Origin of the sequence: Ensifer meliloti (genome assembly GCF_030064585.1) — a bacterium.
GTDB lineage: Bacteria > Pseudomonadota > Alphaproteobacteria > Rhizobiales > Rhizobiaceae > Sinorhizobium > Sinorhizobium meliloti.
In genome coordinates this window covers 3024184-3043211 of record NZ_CP120365.1, presented here as the reverse complement: position 1 = coordinate 3043211, position 19028 = coordinate 3024184, and the positions used below count along the sequence as shown (strand labels likewise).

Annotated in this window: 14 protein-coding genes; 5 read left to right on the top strand and 9 right to left on the bottom strand. The window is 64.4% G+C overall.

Annotation, left to right across the window (positions count from 1 at the left end):
* Positions 1-63: 63 nt before the first annotated feature.
* From PZL22_RS21495 to PZL22_RS21470, 6 genes are all read right to left on the bottom strand, one after another.
* The gene (locus tag PZL22_RS21495; protein ID WP_003527074.1) at positions 64-4356 is read right to left on the bottom strand and encodes a hemagglutinin repeat-containing protein; all 4293 of its coding nucleotides are present in this window, start codon (positions 4354-4356) and stop codon (positions 64-66) included.
* 357 nt (positions 4357-4713) lie between these two features.
* Positions 4714-5202, bottom strand: coding sequence for a hypothetical protein (locus PZL22_RS21490; protein WP_244422767.1), 489 nt, complete (start codon positions 5200-5202; stop codon positions 4714-4716).
* A 52-nt stretch (positions 5203-5254) separates the two neighbouring features.
* A complete protein-coding gene (locus tag PZL22_RS21485) occupies positions 5255-6478 on the bottom strand; it encodes a ShlB/FhaC/HecB family hemolysin secretion/activation protein (RefSeq protein WP_003527073.1) in 1224 nt (407 codons plus the stop codon).
* Positions 6475-6969 (bottom strand): invasion associated locus B family protein, encoded by a 495-nt coding sequence (locus PZL22_RS21480; RefSeq protein ID WP_003527070.1) that lies wholly within the window; start codon positions 6967-6969, stop codon positions 6475-6477. Before PZL22_RS21480 ends, PZL22_RS21485 begins: the two co-directional genes overlap by 4 nt.
* Before the next feature lie 6 nt (positions 6970-6975).
* Positions 6976-7788, bottom strand: a complete 813-nt coding sequence (locus PZL22_RS21475) for a tetratricopeptide repeat protein (RefSeq protein ID WP_003527069.1) — start codon at positions 7786-7788, stop codon at positions 6976-6978.
* 272 nt (positions 7789-8060) lie between these two features.
* Complete coding sequence (locus tag PZL22_RS21470) at positions 8061-8936, bottom strand: LysR family transcriptional regulator (RefSeq protein WP_003527067.1); 876 nt, start codon at positions 8934-8936, stop codon at positions 8061-8063.
* 89 nt (positions 8937-9025) lie between these two features.
* Between PZL22_RS21470 and PZL22_RS31430 the strand changes: the two genes are divergently transcribed.
* Positions 9026-9232: a hypothetical protein gene (locus PZL22_RS31430; protein WP_003527065.1), complete on the top strand. Its 207-nt coding sequence runs from the start codon at positions 9026-9028 to the stop codon at positions 9230-9232.
* Positions 9233-9284: 52 nt separating this feature from the next.
* Here the strand turns inward: PZL22_RS31430 and PZL22_RS21465 are convergent, their stop codons facing one another.
* The 3 genes from PZL22_RS21465 to PZL22_RS21455 all read right to left on the bottom strand — a co-directional run bounded on the left by PZL22_RS21465 (position 9285) and on the right by PZL22_RS21455 (position 13746).
* A complete protein-coding gene (locus PZL22_RS21465) occupies positions 9285-11810 on the bottom strand; it encodes a methyl-accepting chemotaxis protein (protein WP_003527063.1) in 2526 nt (841 codons plus the stop codon).
* A gap of 329 nt (positions 11811-12139) precedes the next feature.
* The gene (locus tag PZL22_RS21460; RefSeq protein ID WP_010968761.1) at positions 12140-12280 is read right to left on the bottom strand and encodes a hypothetical protein; all 141 of its coding nucleotides are present in this window, start codon (positions 12278-12280) and stop codon (positions 12140-12142) included.
* Between the two features lie 281 nt (positions 12281-12561).
* Positions 12562-13746 (bottom strand): BaiN/RdsA family NAD(P)/FAD-dependent oxidoreductase, encoded by a 1185-nt coding sequence (locus tag PZL22_RS21455; protein WP_003527058.1) that lies wholly within the window; start codon positions 13744-13746, stop codon positions 12562-12564.
* Positions 13747-13870: 124 nt separating this feature from the next.
* On the opposite strand from PZL22_RS21455, the gene PZL22_RS21450 reads away from it, so the two are divergent.
* The 4 genes from PZL22_RS21450 (at position 13871) to pgl (ending at position 18989) form a co-directional block, all read left to right on the top strand.
* Positions 13871-15307 carry a glutamine synthetase family protein gene (locus tag PZL22_RS21450; RefSeq protein ID WP_003527057.1) on the top strand — a complete coding sequence of 479 codons (1437 nt, stop codon included), beginning with the start codon at positions 13871-13873 and terminating at the stop codon, positions 15305-15307.
* A gap of 16 nt (positions 15308-15323) precedes the next feature.
* Entirely contained in the window at positions 15324-16610 is a 1287-nt protein-coding gene (locus PZL22_RS21445; RefSeq protein ID WP_284718557.1) for an NAD(P)/FAD-dependent oxidoreductase, read from the top strand.
* A gap of 196 nt (positions 16611-16806) precedes the next feature.
* A complete protein-coding gene (gene zwf, locus PZL22_RS21440; RefSeq protein WP_003527054.1) occupies positions 16807-18282 on the top strand; it encodes a glucose-6-phosphate dehydrogenase in 1476 nt (491 codons plus the stop codon).
* A gap of 8 nt (positions 18283-18290) precedes the next feature.
* Positions 18291-18989, top strand: a complete 699-nt coding sequence (pgl, locus tag PZL22_RS21435; protein WP_003527053.1) for a 6-phosphogluconolactonase — start codon at positions 18291-18293, stop codon at positions 18987-18989.
* Positions 18990-19028: the final 39 nt, after the last annotated feature.

Here is a 19028-nt window from a genome sequence, read left to right as displayed (position 1 = left end):
CGTAAGGCCCGTGCGTCCCGTCGTTCCCTCGGCAAAGCCGATGGCCGCCGCTGACCGTGACTCCTAGGGCAACGCGGCAAGCAGCTTCTTTATCCCGTAAGCTGCTGCTATCGTCGGCTCTGCCGCACGGATGTTCGAGGCGCCATACGCCGCGAAGATCGACCGCGTCCGATCCGGCGAAGACGACAGAGCGGCGACAAAGGCTTGTGCTTCGATGCTCGTCGGGACGTCCGCGAAGTCGTTCAATGCTTCATGGAGGAAGCTCATCGCGGCGGTGTAGTCCTGCGGCCACGCCGACTGCGCTGTCGCGTAGTCGTAGAGCGCGAGGTTCGACAAGGCCGTTTCGGCATTCAGAAGCGTGTTGCGATATTCACTGGAGCCGCTGTCGAGTTGACCGAACATGGTTTGGCCGTCGACATAGATCGGCCCCACGTAACTCTGCGCAATGAATGCTCGGGCTTCGTCTTTATAGTTGGCGCGTCGGCCGGGACCTCCATACACGCCGAAGGCGTCCGAGACGCCGTCGAGGGTTTCTGCTGCCAGGATGCCCAGCGCCTGCTCCCGTGTCAGGTCGCAGACGTTCTTCATCCGGCACATCCAGGAAATGAATGCGCCCGCGTTTTCGTTGATCCATTCGACTTCCGTGCGGTGAAGCTGGCGGTTGTTGGTGAGCGCGGATACGGCAATCGCAGCGGCGAGGTTGACGTTATCAGCGTCACCGCCGGAAAGCAGGTAGCCGGCGACGGCGCCGATCAGCTCGGCGCGATCACGCTGCTCCTGATCGGACAGAGTCGTACCCTTGAGAGAGCCAGCAAAAAAGCTCTGCGCGACGGCGCCTGCCGCACCCGCTGCGCAATTGCCGCCCTGTGCCTCGGCTGCGGCGCAGCCGGCAAGCCCGTGCAGCAGCGCGCTCGGCAGGGTGCCTTCGCCGAGCCCGAGATCGCCGATGCCGCCCTGGACATCGGCGAGCGCCAGGTTGACGACGGTGCTGAGCAGCGCATGGGAGAAGCCGGAACCGAAATCGGTGCCGTAGACGAGCGACGTCAGGCCGGAACCGATGGCGCCGTCGAGCGCTCCGTCGAGAATGCCGCCGAGCGTCAGCTGGCCGTTGCCGAAGCCGCCGAGCAGGCTTTCGTTGAGGAGGCCCTCCGTATCGATGCCGAGGGCCGAGAGATTGACGGCGTCCTTCAGCCCCGCGGTGGCACCGGAGAAGGCGGCGCCCTTGAGGATCTCGCCGATGTCGTAGTTGCCCGAGACGATGCCGTCGAGGCTCTCGACGATGAAGGAGGAAGTGAAGGCTTCGGCGGCGGCCACGGCCCAGCCGCTGAGACCCGGCAGGACCGTTCCGACGATGGCCGGCGCCACGAAGTTGGCAACCGCGACGGCGACGAGGGCCTTGAAGGCGGGCGAGAGGGCGACCTGCTTGTCGTAGAAATATTCGTTGGCAAGGCCGGCCTCGATAAAGGCGAGCCCGGCGATGGCGAGGAGTTCCTCCGGATAGAGATCGCCCGGATTGGCCGGATCGACGCCGGCCTGGTGATAGAGGCTGAGGCTCGCCTGGCCGCCGATCGAGAAGTCGACCGCGCCGCCTGCCTCGAAGGAGGAGAGCTTGGCGGTCTCGCGGAAGCTTCTCTCGGTGATCGTCGTCATGGTGACGAGGCCGAGATTGTTGGAGAAGAAGGCCTTGCGCTCGCTGTCGATCGCCGCCTCGACCTTGAAGTCGCCGCCGGTATCGACCGAAAGATTGCCGCCGGCGGCAAGATGCGCCCCGACGAGCGTGGTATCGGCGCCGGAGACGAGGGTCAGATCGAGCGCTGCGAGCGCATCGGTGCCGGTGCTGAAGCGGCTCTCGGTGCTGGAGTTCGTGGTCGAGCCGAAGAGGCCGAAGAAATAGCTCTTCTTCGTCGTGCGGCTTTCCTGGAAAATGTCGGTATAGGCACCGGCGTAGATGTCGCCTTCCGTCGCCGAGAGGCCGATGTCGCCGCCGGCCGAGACGAAGCGGGAGCCGGCGGTGACGAAATCGCCGGTCTCGGCGACGACGTCGACGTCGCCGGCCGCTGCGACCGAGACGCCCTCATTGGTGACGCGGGCCTTGGAGACGGAGGTCGACTTCTTCTTGAAGAGGCTCTTCTTCTGCGTCTTCGCATCGTAGGAATAGATGTCCTGCGCCGCGGCGAGCACGACCTCGTCCTTCGCCGCGAGGCGGATGGAGCCGCCGCTGTCGAGCGCCGTGCCGACGAGGACCGCGCTGCCGCCGGCAAGCGCCGACAGGTCGCCGCCGGCGTTAAGCTTCGTCGCCGAGCTGGCGACGGTGGAGATGTCGAGGCTGGATCTGCGGCCGCTCCTTTGAAACGCGGTGGTGGACTCCACCGCCGACAGCACCAGGTCGCCGGCCGCCGCCAGGCTGAGGGCGCCCGCCGCATCGCCGGTGACGCCGGCAAGCGTCAGCGCGCCGCCACTGACGATCGCAAGGTCGCCGCCGGATTGGAGGGTGGAGAGCTGTTGGTCGACGGTCTCGAAGGTGCCGTTGGCCCAGGTGCCGGCGAAGCTGCGTTCGAGCCCGGTCAAGGTCACGCCGGCGTTTCCGTAGATCGAAAGGTCGCCCGCGGAAACGATCGAGGTGCCGGCCGCGAGGAGTTCGCCGCCGGTCACCAGCGCAACGCTGCCGCCGCTGATCGTGGCGTTCTCGAAGGACGCGGCGTCGAGGGCGGAGAGTGTCAAGGCGCCGCTTTCGGGGATGAGTCTGCCACTATCGACCGAGACCGTGCCTGCGCTGACCGTCAGGCTGCGGCTTCCCGCGATTGTCCCGCTGCTGGTGAGCGAGCCGGAGGCGATCGCCACGTCCCTGCCCTGGATCAGGGCGCCGGTCGCGTCGAGCGAGAGCGGAACGGCCTTCGGATAGACGGTGCGCGAGCCCGAGCCGTCTGGCGCCGGCACCTGGACCGGCTTGTCGAGATAATCGAAAGCGGGGACGGGCACGCGCTCACCCGCGCGCTTCAGGGCAGCCAGGATAGTCTCCCGACCGTTGTTGACGAGGTCGTCGCGGTAGGCGAGCCGCCCCTCGGACATCAGGTAATCAGAGGTGACGAAATTGGCGTATTGCGTGAACTCCGGATCGGTCTCGGCAAGCGTGGTGAGGCCGGCGACGAGGAGCGCATCGACGGAAGCGGTGGGCGAGAGCGAGGGCCGAAGCGGCACGACCGGCAGCAACTTTTCGGAGAGCACCGCGGTATCGACGGGAATGACGGTCGGCGTGCCGGGAAGCGCAACGGAGGCCGGTGCGGGCCTGTCCACCGCGACCGGCGCCAAAGGATCGACGACGACCGGCCCGTACCGGTTGACGGCAATCGGAGAAAGCGGATCGAACTTCGCAGGAGGGCCGGTATCGACCTTCGTTTCTGATCCCAGATCAGTGCCTTCGACCTTGCGGACCTCGCTGCCGTTGCCGGCCACGGGCGCCGTATAGTCGTCTGTCCGGGTTTCCGTAAGCTCGAAGTTCTTGTCGCTGGCGGGCGGGACGCCGGCCATGTCCGGATCGCCTGCAGCCTGCCGCTCGGCGATATAGGCGTTGAGTTTGTCGAGCACGTCCTTCGTGGAGAGCTCGGAGGAAGGCAGCGTGATGTTCTCGAGATTGCCGGAGATCGCAACCGTGCCGTTCGCCTCGATGCGGCCGCCGAAGGTGTCGTAGAACTCGACCTTGCCTTCGTGGCAGGTGAAGCAATCCGGGCGCTTATGCACCTCGACGAGGAACTGGCTGGCGCCGAGCGCCTGGTTCTTCACGTCGTCGGCGGTGATGACGATGTTTTCGGCCGCCGAAATATTGCCGTAGATGTTCTCGACCTTGCCGGCTTTGATGTCGATGCTGCCGCCGGCGACCAACTCGGCAAGCACGCCGTCATCCTGGAAGCGATCCTGGTAGAGGATCTTGACGATGTCGTAGGCGGCGCCGGACCCGGCGGTCATCGCGCTCCACGGCGAGGTTGCAGCGGCCACCAGCCGGTTCGAATAGACCGTTGCGGTTTCACCCGTCGCGGGATCGGTACCGGTGCCTTCGATCTCGAGCGAGGTCGGTTTGAGGATTGCCTTGACGTCGTCCGTGACGCTGGTGCCCCCGGAGGCGAGCGTGTCCCAGAGCGCCGCATAGGCTGCGGCGTTTTGCGGCAGGATGTCGCCGTTTGAGGCGAAGGCGGTGTCGCTGACGAGCTCTTTGATCGCGGCGGCCGGATCGGGCGTTCCGGCGGCATTCGCCCTGGCGAGCATGTCCGACCAGATGCCGGCGAAGGCGGCGGCGAGCGCCGTACCGCTCGGTGTCGTCACGCTCGGTTTGACGATCGAGCGGCTTGTGGCGGAGAGCAAGGAACCGCCACTCACCAGGTCGGCCCAGAGCGCGGCATAGGCACCGGCATGGGACGGCTTGATGTTGCCGTCGGCATCGAGATAGGCGGGATCGATCAGCTTGAGGATTTCTTCCGCCGGCTCGGTCGTCCCGGCACTGCCTTTCTCGAGCCATTTGATGATCTGGCTCGAGCCTATCGTGGGCGCGGTGCCGACATTGTAGACCTCGTTCGCGCGGATCGTCAGGTCGCCCTGGAGAGCCTCGATGTGGCCATCGGTGTTCTGGACGACATCTGCGGGATCGAGCGCGGCGTTCGCGGCAAGTGTGATCGAACCGTTCGCCCAGATGACGCCGCCATTGTTCAGGATCTGATCGTTCTAGATCGCGAGGTCGCGGCCGGAGACGAGCGCGGCGGCGTTGATGAAGGGGGCGGCGGCTGCAATCGTCAGGGTATCGCCGCCCGAGACGAGACCGGTATTGGCGAAGGTGCCGGCGGAGACGAGATCGATAGAGCCGCCGCTGAGCGTGCCGCTGCTCTTCAGACCGCCGGAGCCGGCATTCACGGCAAGCAGGCCGGTTGCGGCAAGCTTTCCGGCGACATCGACGGCATCCGCAGAAATTGCCGCATCGCCGGCGCGAATGCTCGAATCTTCCGTGGCTGCGAAAACGGTGGCCGCGGCGATCGTCAGCGCCGACGTGCCCTCTATATTGCCTTGGTTGTCGATCGCCGCCCCGGAAGCAAGCGTCGTGCTGCTGCTGACGAGGCTGCCGGAATTGAACAGACCGCCGGTGCCGGCGGAGACGATCAGGCCGGTATCGGCGAGGGTCGTACCGGCGGAGAGAATCCTCTCGGCGGCGAGGTCCACGGCGCCGCCATCGATGCGGGCGTCGGCCGTGGTGGTCAGCGTTTTGCCGGCGTCAAGCCGGATCGCCCCGTCGCCTGCGAGGACGCCGCTGTTGGTGATATTCTCGGCGGCGGCAAACAGGTCCTGGGCGCCGACGATGCGGCCGTCGTTGCGGAACGCCGCCGTGGTCTCGAAGCGCGCCGATCCGCCGATGAGCGTCCCGCTGTTGCCGATACCGCCACTGTCCGCGACGATCTCCAGCGTCCGGTCGGCCACGATCGTGCCGGCGGTAGCGACGCTTGAGCGACAGATGCCGGGAGCGGCCGGAGACGGGATAGGTCTGGTTGACGCCGTCGAGAGCGAAGGCATAGCGGCTGGTGCCCGCATCGAGCCCAAGGGACCAATTGCCGTAGGGAATGAGAGTGTTCACCGACAGCGCGTCGGAATAGCGGCTGCCGCGCGGGTCGAACGGCGTGGAACTCAGGCTGAAGCTCAGCTGGTCGTTGATGCCGATCAGGTTGTCGATGCCGACCGTGGCATTGCCCTTGTAGACACCGGTCGACTTGAAGCCGGTATTGTCGGTCGAGAGATTGGCGTGGAACCGCCGCTCATCCTCGGACAGCACCTGGACGAAGGAACCGCCGACGGCTTGGCCCGGAATCAGCTGGAACTTCGCCGAGGCCGACCGTGGCGCGTTGTAGTTGTCGAGGCCCTGCTCGATGTCGCGGAGATTGAGGAGATCGCCCCGCGCGGCGGGGAATGCGGCGGCGAGGCGCCGGTCCGCCTGCCGGCCGTCGCCATAGACATAGCCCTCGATGCGGCCGGGAATGACGGAGATTTCCAACGATCCGTCCGAGACGTCCTGTTCGGGCAGGTAGGCGCGCGTGGTGATGTAGCCTTCCTCCTGGTAGAAGGCGTTGATGCGGCCGAGCGCACGGGCGATATCGGCCGCGGTAGCGCAGGTGCCGACGAGCTGCTCGTGGCCCGCCGGAGGCTTGCCGAATGGTTCGTGGCCGGTAATCCGGATCTCATGGATGGTGAAACAGGGCCCGCCCTCCGCAGGTGCCGAGCCGCTCTCTGCGGCGGGGACTTCGGAACCGCTCTCCGCGCGGGCGCGCGCCGCATCGCGCCTGGCGCGCTCGGCTTCGGCGCTGGTGCTTGCCTCGTTCTGCAGGGTGTCGCGCAGCGTGTCGATCGATTGCGCAAAGGCTGGTGCGCCGCAAAGGAGCCACAACAGGCTGGCCAAGAGGCGATGGCTTACGGGCCGAATCAACGAGAAGGTCTGTCTCACGGTCACGGCTTGCCTCCGCGCTTCAGCCCCTCGAGCGCTTTCGAAAAGCCGTTAAGGGAGACGGCGAACTCGACCGCCTTGTCTTTCGCAGTCCATATGCGGACCTTGGCTGCTGCGCCGCGGCGAAAAGCGTCGAGGACCGGACCGGCGAGCTTGAAGCCGGCATGGCAGCCGGCATCATCGCAGAGTTCGAACAGCGCCTTGAACGGCCGGCGCTTGTCGACGCGGATCTCGATGCCGGGCACGAGGTACACCCTTTGCGGGGCAGTAATGATCGCGAATTCCCCCGACCCGTCCGAAGCGGGCGTGACCGTCAGCAGGAAAGCCGGCGGAGCTCCGTTGCGGGTCTCAGGTGCGGCGTACATCTGGCATGAGGCCGGGGCATCCTCCCGGCACTCGACCTTCCAGGCGGGCGAGCCCGATGCTGCCGCGGCCGACGAGCAGGGAAGCGTTGCGGCAAGGAGCACCAGGGCGATCAGGAACGTTGTAACCGACATGCCCGGCTACTCGCCGGTTTGGTCGATCGGAAGCGCTTTCCAGTCGCGCGCGGTGGCGTGCGCCTTCTTGAGTTCCTCCGGTCTCAACCGCGCGCCAAGCTCGTCGCGCAGGGATGCTGCCTCGACGTGGCCGCGGGCGGCCGCGAGATTCGCATAGGCGTGTGCCATTATCGGATCAGCGTCGACGCCCACACCCTCGGAATAGGCCCTTGCGAGTTCGTAGAGCCCCATCGGATTGCCGGCGGCGGCGGTTCGGCGGAAATACGAGACTGCCCTGTTGCGATCGGCATCGACGCCGTTCCCCTCCCGGTGAGCGAGTCCGAGATAGTTGAGGGCGGCGACACTGTGCTGCGCGGCAGCCTTTTGCCAGTAATCGATTGCCTTCGCCCAATCCTGACCGACAGCCTTGCCTTCCGAATAGATCAGGCCGCAATTGAACTGACCGTTCGGATCGCCCGCCGCGGCCGCGGCGCAGATCAGTTCGGTGGCGCGGGCGTAATCCTGGATGACCAGTTCGCCCTTGAGATACACCAGACCGAGCCGGTTCTCGGCCTTGGCGCTCTTCTTGCTGACTGCAGCGGCATAAAGTTCCGCGGCGCGCCTCATGTCCTTGTCCGTCCCGAGCCCCATTTCGAAGAGTCGCCCGATATAGAAGGCTCCATCGGCGTCACCGGCCTCGTAGGCCTCCTGGAATTCCTTGACCGCTCCGGCGATGTCGCCGCCTTCGAGCGTTTTGATCCCCTCGGCGACGCCCGCGCGGGCGGTCGTTGCCGACACCAGTAAGAGCAGGCTCAACGAAGCGTAAAAGAATGCGGTCATGAGGGCCTCGAGTCGGGTGCAGGAACTGCCTGGGACAATCGTGCGATCCGTCGGTGCCAGCCGAAATGGAACGTCAGTGGCGCGAACGCCGAATCCCTCCGCGCAGCGCAGTCCGTCTCACGCCATCTCGTCGTACAAGACCGAGCGAATCCAAGGAATCAAAGCGCGAATAGCTGATTATATGCAAATAAGGGTTGTGTTTCGGAAGACGAATTCAGCCAGGCAAAACGGGGACCGGCCGGCCCCAGCGCCGGCCGGTCAAGGCTGGAGGCTCATGCCGAATTGCGCGGCGGGCGCTTGCCGGCAAAAAGATCCGTATGGCTGCGCAGGAAACGTGTCATCCGGTCTACGACCGTGCGGATGTCGCGCCTGTGGCGGTCCTCGTTGTTCATGACGATCCACTGCCGGTGTCTGAGCGGCTCGATCTCGTCGCCCACCCGCTCGAGGAGGGGATCGAGATCGCCGACGAAACAGGGCAGCACAGCCCGTCCCGCGCCGGCTCGCGCGAGATCCAGCAAGGACCGAGGCCGTGTGACGGTTGCAACGATCCGGCCCGGCGCATGCTCGTGCGGCCATCTCAGATAGGCCGATATAGCATCCTCTTCGGCGACTGCGACCCAGCGCTCCACTCCGCCCGGCGCGTTCTTCTGCCGGTAGGCGGCATAGGCGACTTCGCCCACCGGCCGCGCCGCAAGATAGGTTTCCTCCGGCTCGAAGGCACGGATGCCGATATCGCTTTCGCGGTAGGCGAGATTCGCCCGCGCCTCGCCGATCGTCAGCGAAATGTTGAAAGCGTCCCGTTCCGTGCAGATGGCGGGAAAATTCTCGGCGATCAGCCAGGAGACCCATGTGCCGGCCGCGATGCGGACGACGGTCGCCCCCTCGCCCTCCTTCTGCCAGCTTTCGACCTTGCGGGCCGCGGCCTCCATTTCCTGCAACTGTTCGAAGAGAAAGCGGCCGTCTCCCGTCAGCGTGTAGCCGGTCTGGCTGCGGATGAAGAGCGAGCGGCCGATGCGCTCCTCGAGTTCCAGCATCCGGCGGCCGACCGTCGCAGGGCTGAGGCCCGTCGCCTGCGCCGCCCCGGTTAACCCGCCGGTACGCGCCACCGTGACGAAGCAGCGGTAGATGTCCCAATCCGTGTTTTTCATAGCTGAAAAACATATGGGGAAATCGGCTGTATGTAAAACAATTCCGGATGCATAAAAAAGGGGATGCCCAAGAATGAAGGAGCATCACCATGGATATGATGGCAATGGCACTGCTGTTCGATATGGCTTCGAGGAACCGTCCCTGGGACGAGAGATTCGAGCCCCGGACGCCGAGCCGCCGGCGGCATTTCGCGAAACGCCTGCTTGCGACAGTGTTCCGCAGGCGGCAACCGGCGGAGACAAGTGATGGTTGCGCCGGCAGCTTTGCTGTTTCCTGCGCAGGCGGCGTCAAATGAAAGCGCCGTGCATCCGGGATGCACGGCGCCCCTAGCAGCGTTTTGAATCCGATTAGGCCGCCCGGTAGCTGTGGTCGGCTGCGGCCACCGGCTCGAGCCGGAACTGCTCGACCAGCATCATCAGCGTATCCGCCTGATTGGCGAGCGCCCGGCTGGTGCCGGTCGCCTCCTCCACCATCGAGGCGTTCTGCTGCGTCATCTGGTCCATCTGGTTGACGGAACCGTTGACCTCGTTCAGGGCTGCGGCCTGATCGCGGCTGGCCGTGGCGATCATCTCGACATGCTGGCTGACCGTGACGATCTCGGCGCTGATCGAGGCGAGCACCGCGCCCGTTTCCTTGACGAGACGCGAGCCGGAACTCACCTCTTGGGTCGATTTGTCGATCAGCCCCTTGATCTCTCGCGCCGCCTCGGCCGAGCGCTGCGCCAGTTCGCGCACTTCCTGAGCCACGACGGCAAAGCCCTTGCCCGCCTCGCCGGCACGCGCCGCTTCGATACCGGCATTGAGCGCCAGGAGGTTGGTCTGGAAGGCGATATCGTCGATCACTTCGATGATCTGCTCGATCTGGCGGGAGGCCGCCTCGATGCGTCCCATGGCGGCGACGGCGTTGGTGACGACCGTCGCCGAACTGTCGGCGCTCCGCTTGGTATGAGACACGGCCTGGTTCGCCTCGTGCGCCCGCTCCGCCGAGGAGCGCACCGTCACGGTGATCTGGTCGACGGCCGCCGCCGTCTCCTCGAGCGAAGCGGCCTGAGCCTCTGTCCGCTTCGACAGCGCGTCGGCGGACCGATGCATGTCGGCGCCACCCTGCTGGATCGCCTGGGCATTGGCGCGAATCTGCGCCAGCGTATCCTGAAGGCGGAAGAGCGATCCGTTGAAATCCAGCCGCAACTGTTCGAGACGGCCGGCGAAGGGCACTTCGATCTGCCGCGACAGGTCGCCCTGTGCCAGGCGTCCGAGACCGGCTGCGAGTTCGCTCACGGCAAGATCGATCTGTCTGTCGAGCTCGCGCTTCTCGGCATCGTTGCGGCTGCGCTCGGCTTCCGCGCGGGCACGCTCTTCGGCGCTTTCCGCCTCGATGCGCACCTTGGAGAGCGCATTTTCCTTGAAGACGCCGAGGGCACGCGCCATGTCGCCGATCTCGTCTCGGCGCGTGCCGCCGTCGATCGAGGTATCGAGCGCGCCGTCCGCCAGCCGCCGCATGGCAGCCGTGATCTGGCCGATCGGCTTTTTCAGCGTGAGCGTGAGCGCGATGCCGGCCAGGAGCGCGATCACGACGCCGGTGATCGTCGCCGCAACGGAGATCTGATTGGCTTCCGCACGCTCGCTGCCGGCGGCGACCTTCTGCTGCTCGGCAAACCCGGTGAGGTCGCTCCAGATCTCGTTGATCGCGGCGCCCGCGGCCTCGAATTCGACAGTGCGCTTATCCGTGATCTCGACCAGCGCAAGGCCATCCTTCTTCATCCCGTCGATGATCGGCAGAAGTGCGCCGGCGGCCTGGTCGAAGAAGCTCATGCCGCTCGCGATGCCGCGCAGAGTTGTGAGGTTGGACTGGACTGCAAGGAACCTGTCGAGGAGCTTCTTGCGGCTTTCCTCGCTCGTCGTTCCGAGAAATGCCGCGGCGGCGATCTGAATGTCGGTAAGCGATGTGGAGAGCCTGCGTGTCGCGGTCAGTACCGACTCCGTCCCCGCGATCTTGCCGTCGAGCTCGCTGAATATCTGCGTCGCCTCGCGCATCTTGCCGACCGAAGCTGCCTCCAGCCGGAAGCTGGCGGTGCGGAAACGGTCGACATATTTGGAAAGGCCGGCGAGCGTTTCGGGGCCGGGCGGCGTCTTGATAAGGGCGCCGATCGCCCCGGAAGCAGAATTGACGGTTTCGGCAAGGGATTTCTCGCCCTTCGGCAAAAGCACGAAGATATCCCGTTGCGTGCGGCCTATGGCCGGGAAGTGACCCTCTGCGACCTTCAGCTTCTCCTCGACCGTTATCGCACCGCTCACCTCGGTCGCGAATTCGGCGTAGAAGCGGCTGGCACGCATGAGTTTTTCGGCGTTGCGCAGCATCGTCTTCGCTGCATTCTCGTCCTTGCGCACCGCGTATTGCAGCCGGTTCGCCTCTTCGTTGATCTTCGCCTGTTCGGCCGCCAGACGCTCCAGATCGGCCCTCGTCTCGGCCCGGAGCTTCTGCTCGCCCTCATGCAATGTCCAGAGCCCGTCGATGCGCGTCTCGATGTCGCTGGTCGCGGCAATGGCGGCAGCCAGCTCGTCCTCGCCGTTTCCGCCCGCAACCTGCGCCGCGGTTTCGGCCAGAACTTCCTTCTGCGTGACGATTGCGTCCTTGAGCATCCGCCGACTTTCGTCGGTCGTCTGCTGCAGGAAGTTGTTCATCTGGGCATAGACGTCCTTGAAGCCGCTCAGCGTCTTGAGGACGCTGTTCGAAATCTCCATGCGGCCCTGCAGCAGTCCAGAGGCATAAAGTCCGGTTATGCCGACGGCCGAGATGCTGACGACGAAGGGCAGGATGAAGAACAGAACCTTCGTCTGAATCTTGAAGCGGGCAAGTATCCTGTCGATGAACATGGAAAACACCTTGGCTACAGCGCGCGTTCGCCTCCCCGATGGCTCGAAGCGCTCCGGGGCGCGTCAGGTGAACGCACCAAAGGCGCTCGGGCGCCACCCGATGCGCAAACAGGCTGATGTTTTTCGGAAAAGTCATGCGGCGCACGCCGCCAGCCCGCCAGCAGTCATTGCGGGACCGCGCAGCCGGCTTGGCGGCGAGGACCTGGCGGTGCTCATTTGCTCGCCATAATCATTTCAAACGATTAAGAATTCCATAAGCGGAATTTGCCCCGTTGGGGGCGAAATACCGGTGCTCCGGCGCATCGACGTGGCGCGTCGGAAGCGACGCCTCAAAGCCAGGAAAAGAGAGCAACGGCCGTGACGGCAAACAGAGCGAGCGTCGCGAGGTAAGCCGTCAATTCGTTCTGCCCGCGGCTTTTCTCTGCGCGGGCGATGGCTATTGCACGGGGACGGCGGCGTTGCTGGTTCATGGCCTCTTGTCCTTGTCGCTGCAGCACCGAGCGTCTTGGGCGCGCAAGGTCGATGCAGCACTTCGAGTTGCCGGCAAAGACCGGTTTGCCTTTGCCGTTACGATCATGGTGCATCCATCCTGCGGCTGAAGAAAGTCCCCGAAATGGAAACAATGTGGTTTCCGTTTGTTGACTTCCGCTGCCCTTCGAGGCTGTCGCGCCATGATAAACAGGTTCAGTAATTTCCCTTATATTTCCCTTAAGAATGGCTGAAGAAGCAAATCACCAATTTTGCCGCACGGTTACACGTCTTGACCGGCGACGAAGCCCGAGGCCCAGGCCCATTGGAAATTGTAGCCTCCGAGCCAGCCGGTCACGTCGACACACTCGCCGACGAAGTAGAGGCCGGGGACTTCTTTTGCCTGCATGGTCCGGGAGTCGAGCGCACGCGTATCGACGCCGCCGAGCGTGACCTCGGCCGTCCGGTAGCCTTCCGATCCCGCCGGCTTCACCGCCCAAACCTGGATGGAGCTGGCAAGCGCGTCGATCGCCTTGTCGGAAAGGTCGGCAAGCATGCGCCCCGTCAGCTTCGCTTCGTCGGCGAAGAACTGCGCGAGCCGGCGCGGCAGGATGTCGGCAAGTGCCGTCTGGACTGCCTGGCGGCCGTTCGCCCGGCGCATTCCCTTGAGGATCGAGGCGATATCGATGTCCGGCATCAGCCGGAGGACGATCTCCTCACCCTCACGCCAATAGGATGAAATCTGCAGGATAGCCGGTCCGCTCAAGCCTCGATGGGTGATGAGGACAGCCTCGCGGAAGGCGGCCTTCCCGAACCGCGCCTCGGCATCGGCCGCGACGCCGGCAAGCGCGCCGAGCTTTGCGAGTTGCGCCTGGTCGAGTGTCAGGGGAACCAGTGCCGGCCGGGTTTCGACAACAGGCAGGCCGAACTGCTCCGCGATGCGATAGGCAAGACCCGTCGCTCCCATTTTCGGGATGGACTTGCCGCCGCTCGCCACGATCAGCGAGGCGGCGTCGACCGTGCCGGCGCTCGTCGTCACACGGAAGCCGGAGGCGGTCCTCTCAACCTCGCCGATGCTGGTTTCGAGCCTCAGTTGCGCTCCCGCCTCCTTCATCTCCGCCATCAGCATGCGGATGATGTCCTTGGCCGAATGATCGCAGAAGAGCTGGCCGAGCGTTTTCTCGTGCCAGCCGATGCCATGGCGCTCGACGAGGGCGACGAAGTCCTGCGGCCGATATCGGGCAAGCGCCGACTTGCAGAAATGCGGGTTGCCGGAGAGAAAGTTCCTGGGGCCTGCATGGATATTCGTAAAATTGCAGCGGCCGCCGCCCGAGATGCGGATCTTCTCGCCGGGCGTCCTGGCGTGGTCGATGACGAGCACGCGGCGCCCGCGCTTACCCGCCTCGATGGCGCACATCATGCCGGCGGCGCCCGCCCCGATGATCACCACGTCCTGCTTTTCCGCCACGGAAGCTTCCTTCTGTTTCCGTATCCTCCTTTCCGGCGAGCAGGGCGAAAGTCAATCGCGTGCATCTAGCTAATTGCCAAACTGCGGCTATGATTGCGCTATCCGAAGCCAAACCCGGTGATTTATGTCTTCCAAGAGAAGTGTTGCCCAAGAGACAGCAAAGGTCAGCAAGAGTTCGAAGATACCCCTCGCCCTGCATGCCGCCCGTGGCGTGAAGACCTGGACCGAAGCGGTCGACTGGCTCAAGATCCGCGGCATCGAAGATATCGAGTGCATCACGCCGGACCTTGCCGGCGTTGCGCGCGGCAAGATGATGCCGACGTCCAAGTTCACGTCCAATACCTCGCTTGCCTTGCCCTCGGCGATCTACCGGCACACGATTTCCGGCGAATATCCGGAGGAGACGGGGCAATTCCGCTATGATTCCCGCGACAGCGACATCAAGCTCGTTCCGGACCTGTCCACCCTTTCCATCGTTCCATGGGAAAGCGACCCGACGGCGCAGGTCATCTGCGACATCGTCGGCTCGCAGGGCGAGCAGATCAGCTACACCCCGCGCAATGTGCTGAAGCGCGTCATCGAGCTCTACCGGCAGAAGGGCTGGAAACCGGTGGTCGCACCGGAGATCGAATTCTATCTCGTCGCCCAGAACGACGACCCGGACTATCCGCTGCGGCCGCCGAAGGGCCGGTCCGGCCGCTCGATCCTCGGTGGCCAGGGCTATTCGATCGCCGGCATCAACGAGTTCGACGAGCTCATCGACGACATCTACCATTTTTCCGAAAAACAAGGCCTCGAGATCGATACGCTGATTCACGAAGAGGGGCCGGCCCAGCTCGAGATCAACCTCAGGCACGGCGATCCGATCGAGCTTGCCGACCAGGTCTTCCTGTTCAAGCGGACCATCCGCGAAGCGGCGCTGAAGCACGGAATCTATGCGACGTTCATGGCCAAGCCCATGCAGGGCCAGCCCGGCTCCGCCATGCATATCCACCAATCGGTGATCGACATCGAGACCGGCCGCAACATCTTCTCCAATCCCGACGGCTCGCCATCTCAGGCGTTCTTTTCCTTCATAGGCGGCATGCAGCTTTACGTGCCGCGGACGTTGTCGATGATGGCGCCCTATGTGAACTCCTATCGGCGCCTCACGCCGGACATGTCGGCCCCGGTCAACACCGCCTGGGGCTATGACAACCGGACCACGGCGTTCCGTATCCCCGTCTCCGATCCGGTCGCCCGGCGCATCGAGAACCGCCTGCCGAGCTCCGATGCGAACCCCTACCTGGCGCTCGCGGCTTCGCTCGGCTGCGGCTATCTCGGCATCATCGAGGGCCTGCAGGCGACACCGCCCACGGAACACACCGCCAATGAGGGCGAAATCGAACTGCCGCGAGGGCTGCTCGAGGCGGTTTCGCTGCTCGAATCGGCTCCCGCGCTGGCGGAGGTCTTCAGCGCCGAGTTCATCGCCATCTATGCCGGCGTGAAGCGCGGCGAGTTCGAAACCTTCATGCAGGTCATCAGCCCGTGGGAACGCGAGTTCCTGCTCCTGAATGTCTGATCCGGAATAGGGTTCCATGACCTGGCAAAGCCCGATCTCGCCCGGATATTCCTGGTACGAGGCGACGATTCCCGAGCGGCCCGTCTTCCCGGTCATGCCGGGCTCCCGCAAGGCCGACGTCGCCATTATCGGCGGCGGCTACACCGGCCTGCAGGCCGCCTGCAATCTCGCCCGGAGCGGGACGGACGTCACGCTGATCGACGCCTGCCGCTTCGGCGACGGCGCCTCGGGCCGAAATGGCGGGCAGTTCGGCACCGGGCAACGTGTCTGGGCCGACGAAACGGAGGAGGTGCTCGGCCGCGAATGGGCGCAACGGCTCTTCGATATGGCCGAGAACGCCAAGCGCTATGTCCTGGGATTTGCCGAAGAGCACGCGATCGACATCGAATTCATGCCGGGCCAGCTCTCGGTCGGCCACAAGGCAAGCCTCGAAAGGGACTATCGCAACCACGTCGAGGCGATGACCGGGCGGTACGGCTATCCGCACCTTTCCTTCATGGATCGCGAGGAGACCGTGAGCCGGCTCGGCTCCAGCCATTACCACTTCGGTATCCGCGACACCGGGACCGGCCACATCCACCCGATGAAGCTGGTTGTGGGGCTCGCCAGACAGGCGGCGCTCGCCGGCGCCAATCTCTACGAAGGGACGAAGGCGCTCAAGATCGAGAAGAAGGGCGGCGCGGTCGTCATCGAGACGACAAGCGGCACGATCACGGCCGACCGGGCGCTGATCGCCTGCAATGGCTATATCGGCAATCTCGAGCCGGTGACCGCGAGCCACGTCATGCCGATCCGCTCCTTCATCGGCGCGACGACGGTGCTGCACGGCCATCCCGAGATTCTGCCCGGCGGCGAATCGGTCGACGATTCGCGCTTCGTCGTTCGCTATTTCCGAAAATCGAAAGACGGGCGGCTGCTCTTCGGCGGGCGCGAAGCCTACACTGCCGACAATCCGCGCGACATTTCGGTGCACATACGCCGGCAGATCTGCGAAATCTACCCGGATCTCGCCGATGTCGAGATCACCCATGCCTGGGGCGGCTCGGTCGGCATCACCATGCCGCGCCAACCCTTCTGCCGCGAGGTCATGCCGGGCGTCACCACGATCGGCGGTTATTCCGGCCATGGCGTCATGCTCGCCAATTATTGCGGCAAGCTCTATGCCGAGCTCGCGCTCGGCAAGTCAACCGAGCTCGATCTGCTGAAGCAGCTCAAGATACCCGCCTTCCCCGGCGGGACGCGGTTCCGCTCGGCACTCCTGTTCCTGGCGCTCAGCTGGTACGCACTGCGCGATCGTTTCTAAAGGGAAGGCCGTCCCTGATTTCCGACGGTGGCGCAAAGTCCTTGAAATCCCGCATATTTCTGTTCCCCGGACGGCGGTGATATAAGGATCGGTGCGTCGGCAGCCGTGCGGCCGCCCATTTTGTTGCGGTGCACCCTAGCCATTTTAAATCGATTAGATTATACCAGCCCAGACCTCAACGAGATCGAGACATCCCATGAGCAGCCAGATCATTCCCGTCGAACCGTTTGACTATGTGGTGTTCGGGGGCACCGGCGATCTTGCGGAGCGCAAGCTGCTGCCGGCACTTTATCACCGTCAGATGGAAGGTCAGTTCACGGAACCGACGCGGATCATCGGCGCATCGCGCGCGAGCCTTTCCCATGACGAATACCGCAGGTTCGCGAGCGACGCCCTGAAAGAACACCTGAAGTCCGGGGAGTTCAACGAGGCGGAAGTCGAGAAATTCACCTCGCGTCTCTATTACGTCTCCGTCGACGCCAAGTCCGAGCAGGGCTGGGACGATCTGAAGAAGCTCCTGGAAGAGGGCAAGGATCGTACCCGTGCCTTCTATCTCGCCGTCGGGCCGGCGATTTTCAGCGACATTTCCGAAAAGATCCGCGATCACAAGCTTATCACGAGGAACACCCGCATCGTCGTCGAGAAGCCGATCGGCCGCGACCTCGCTTCCGCGACGGAGCTCAACGACACGATCGGCAAGGTCTTCCGCGAAGAGCAGATTTTCCGCATCGACCACTATCTCGGCAAGGAAACGGTGCAGAATCTGATGGCACTGCGCTTCGCCAACGCACTTTACGAGCCATTGTGGAATTCCGCCCACATCGACCACGTGCAGATCACCGTTTCCGAAGCCGTCGGGCTCGAGAATCGCGCAGGCTACTACGACAAGGCGGGCGCGCTGCGCGACATGGTGCAGAACCATATCCTCCAGCTTCTCTGTTTCGTCGCAATGGAGGCGCCGACGTCGATGGACGCGGAGGCCGTGCGCGACGAGAAGCTCAAGGTGCTTCGCGCGCTGAAGCCGATCACCGCCTCCAATGTCGAGCAGGTGACGGTCCGGGGCCAATACCGCGCGGGCGCATCGTCCGGAGGCCCGGTCAAGGGCTATCTCGAAGAGCTCGAAGGAGGCGTTTCCAACACGGAAACCTTCGTCGCGATCAAGGCCGAGATCAGCAATTGGCGCTGGGCAGGCGTGCCCTTCTATCTGCGTACCGGAAAGCGCATGGCGGGCCGCATGTCGGAGATCGTCATCACCTTCAAGCAGATCCCGCACTCGATCTTCGATCAGAGTGCCGGCCGGATTTCGGCCAACCAGCTGATGATCCGCCTGCAGCCGAATGAAGGCGTCAAGCAGTCGCTGATGATCAAGGATCCCGGACCGGGCGGCATGCGGCTGAGGAACGTGCCCCTCGACATGAGCTTCGCCGAGGCCTTCGCGGTCCGCAATGCCGATGCCTATGAACGCCTGTTGCTGGACGTCATCCGCAACAACCAGACCCTGTTCGTGCGCCGCGACGAAGTGGAAGCGGCCTGGCAATGGATCGACCCGATCCTCAAGGCCTGGGAAGCAACCGGACAGCAGGTGCAAGGATATACCGCCGGAACCTGGGGCCCGAGCCAGTCGATCGCGCTGATCGAGCGCGACGGCCGCACTTGGAACGATGCGATCTAGGGCCGATCATGAGCGCGAACATGCACATATTCGAAAATCCGTCCGCACTGGCCGAGGCCCTCGCGGATGACGTCGGTGCAAGGCTCGCCGCCGCGATCGCTGCGAGAGGCACGGCAAGCCTCGCGGTATCGGGCGGCTCGACCCCGAAGGCCTTTTTCCGGTCGCTGTCGCGTCGCGAGCTCGATTGGTCGAAAGTGACGGTCACCCTCGTCGACGAGCGCTTCGTGCCGCCGGAAAACGACCGCTCCAACCATCGTCTGGTTGCCGACAACCTGCTCAAGGACGGAGCTGCTGAGGCGCGTTTCGTTCCGCTCTATCAGGCGGCCGAGACTGCGGAAGCGGCCGCGGCGATCGCGAGCGGGAGGACGGCAAGCCTCGGCGCCCCCCTCGATGTCGTGGTGCTCGGCATGGGAACGGACGGCCATACGGCCTCGTTCTTCCCCGGGGGGACGCGCCTTGAAGAGGCGCTCGACCCCACGACGCCACGCGGCGTGATTACCATGGAAGCGGAAGGCGCCGGCGAACCCCGCCTCACCTTCACCTTCTCCAGCCTGCAGGATGCCGGCTATCTGGTGCTGCATATCGAAGGCAGCGGCAAGAAAGAGGTGCTTGCTCAGGCCGAAGCGTCCGGCGACGAGGCGGAGATGCCCATCCGAGCCATGCTTCGGCGGGCCGCATCGCCGCTGCAGATATACTGGGCGCCCTGAGGCGACCCGGAAAGCGCCGCAACGCTGTGGCGCTCGAAG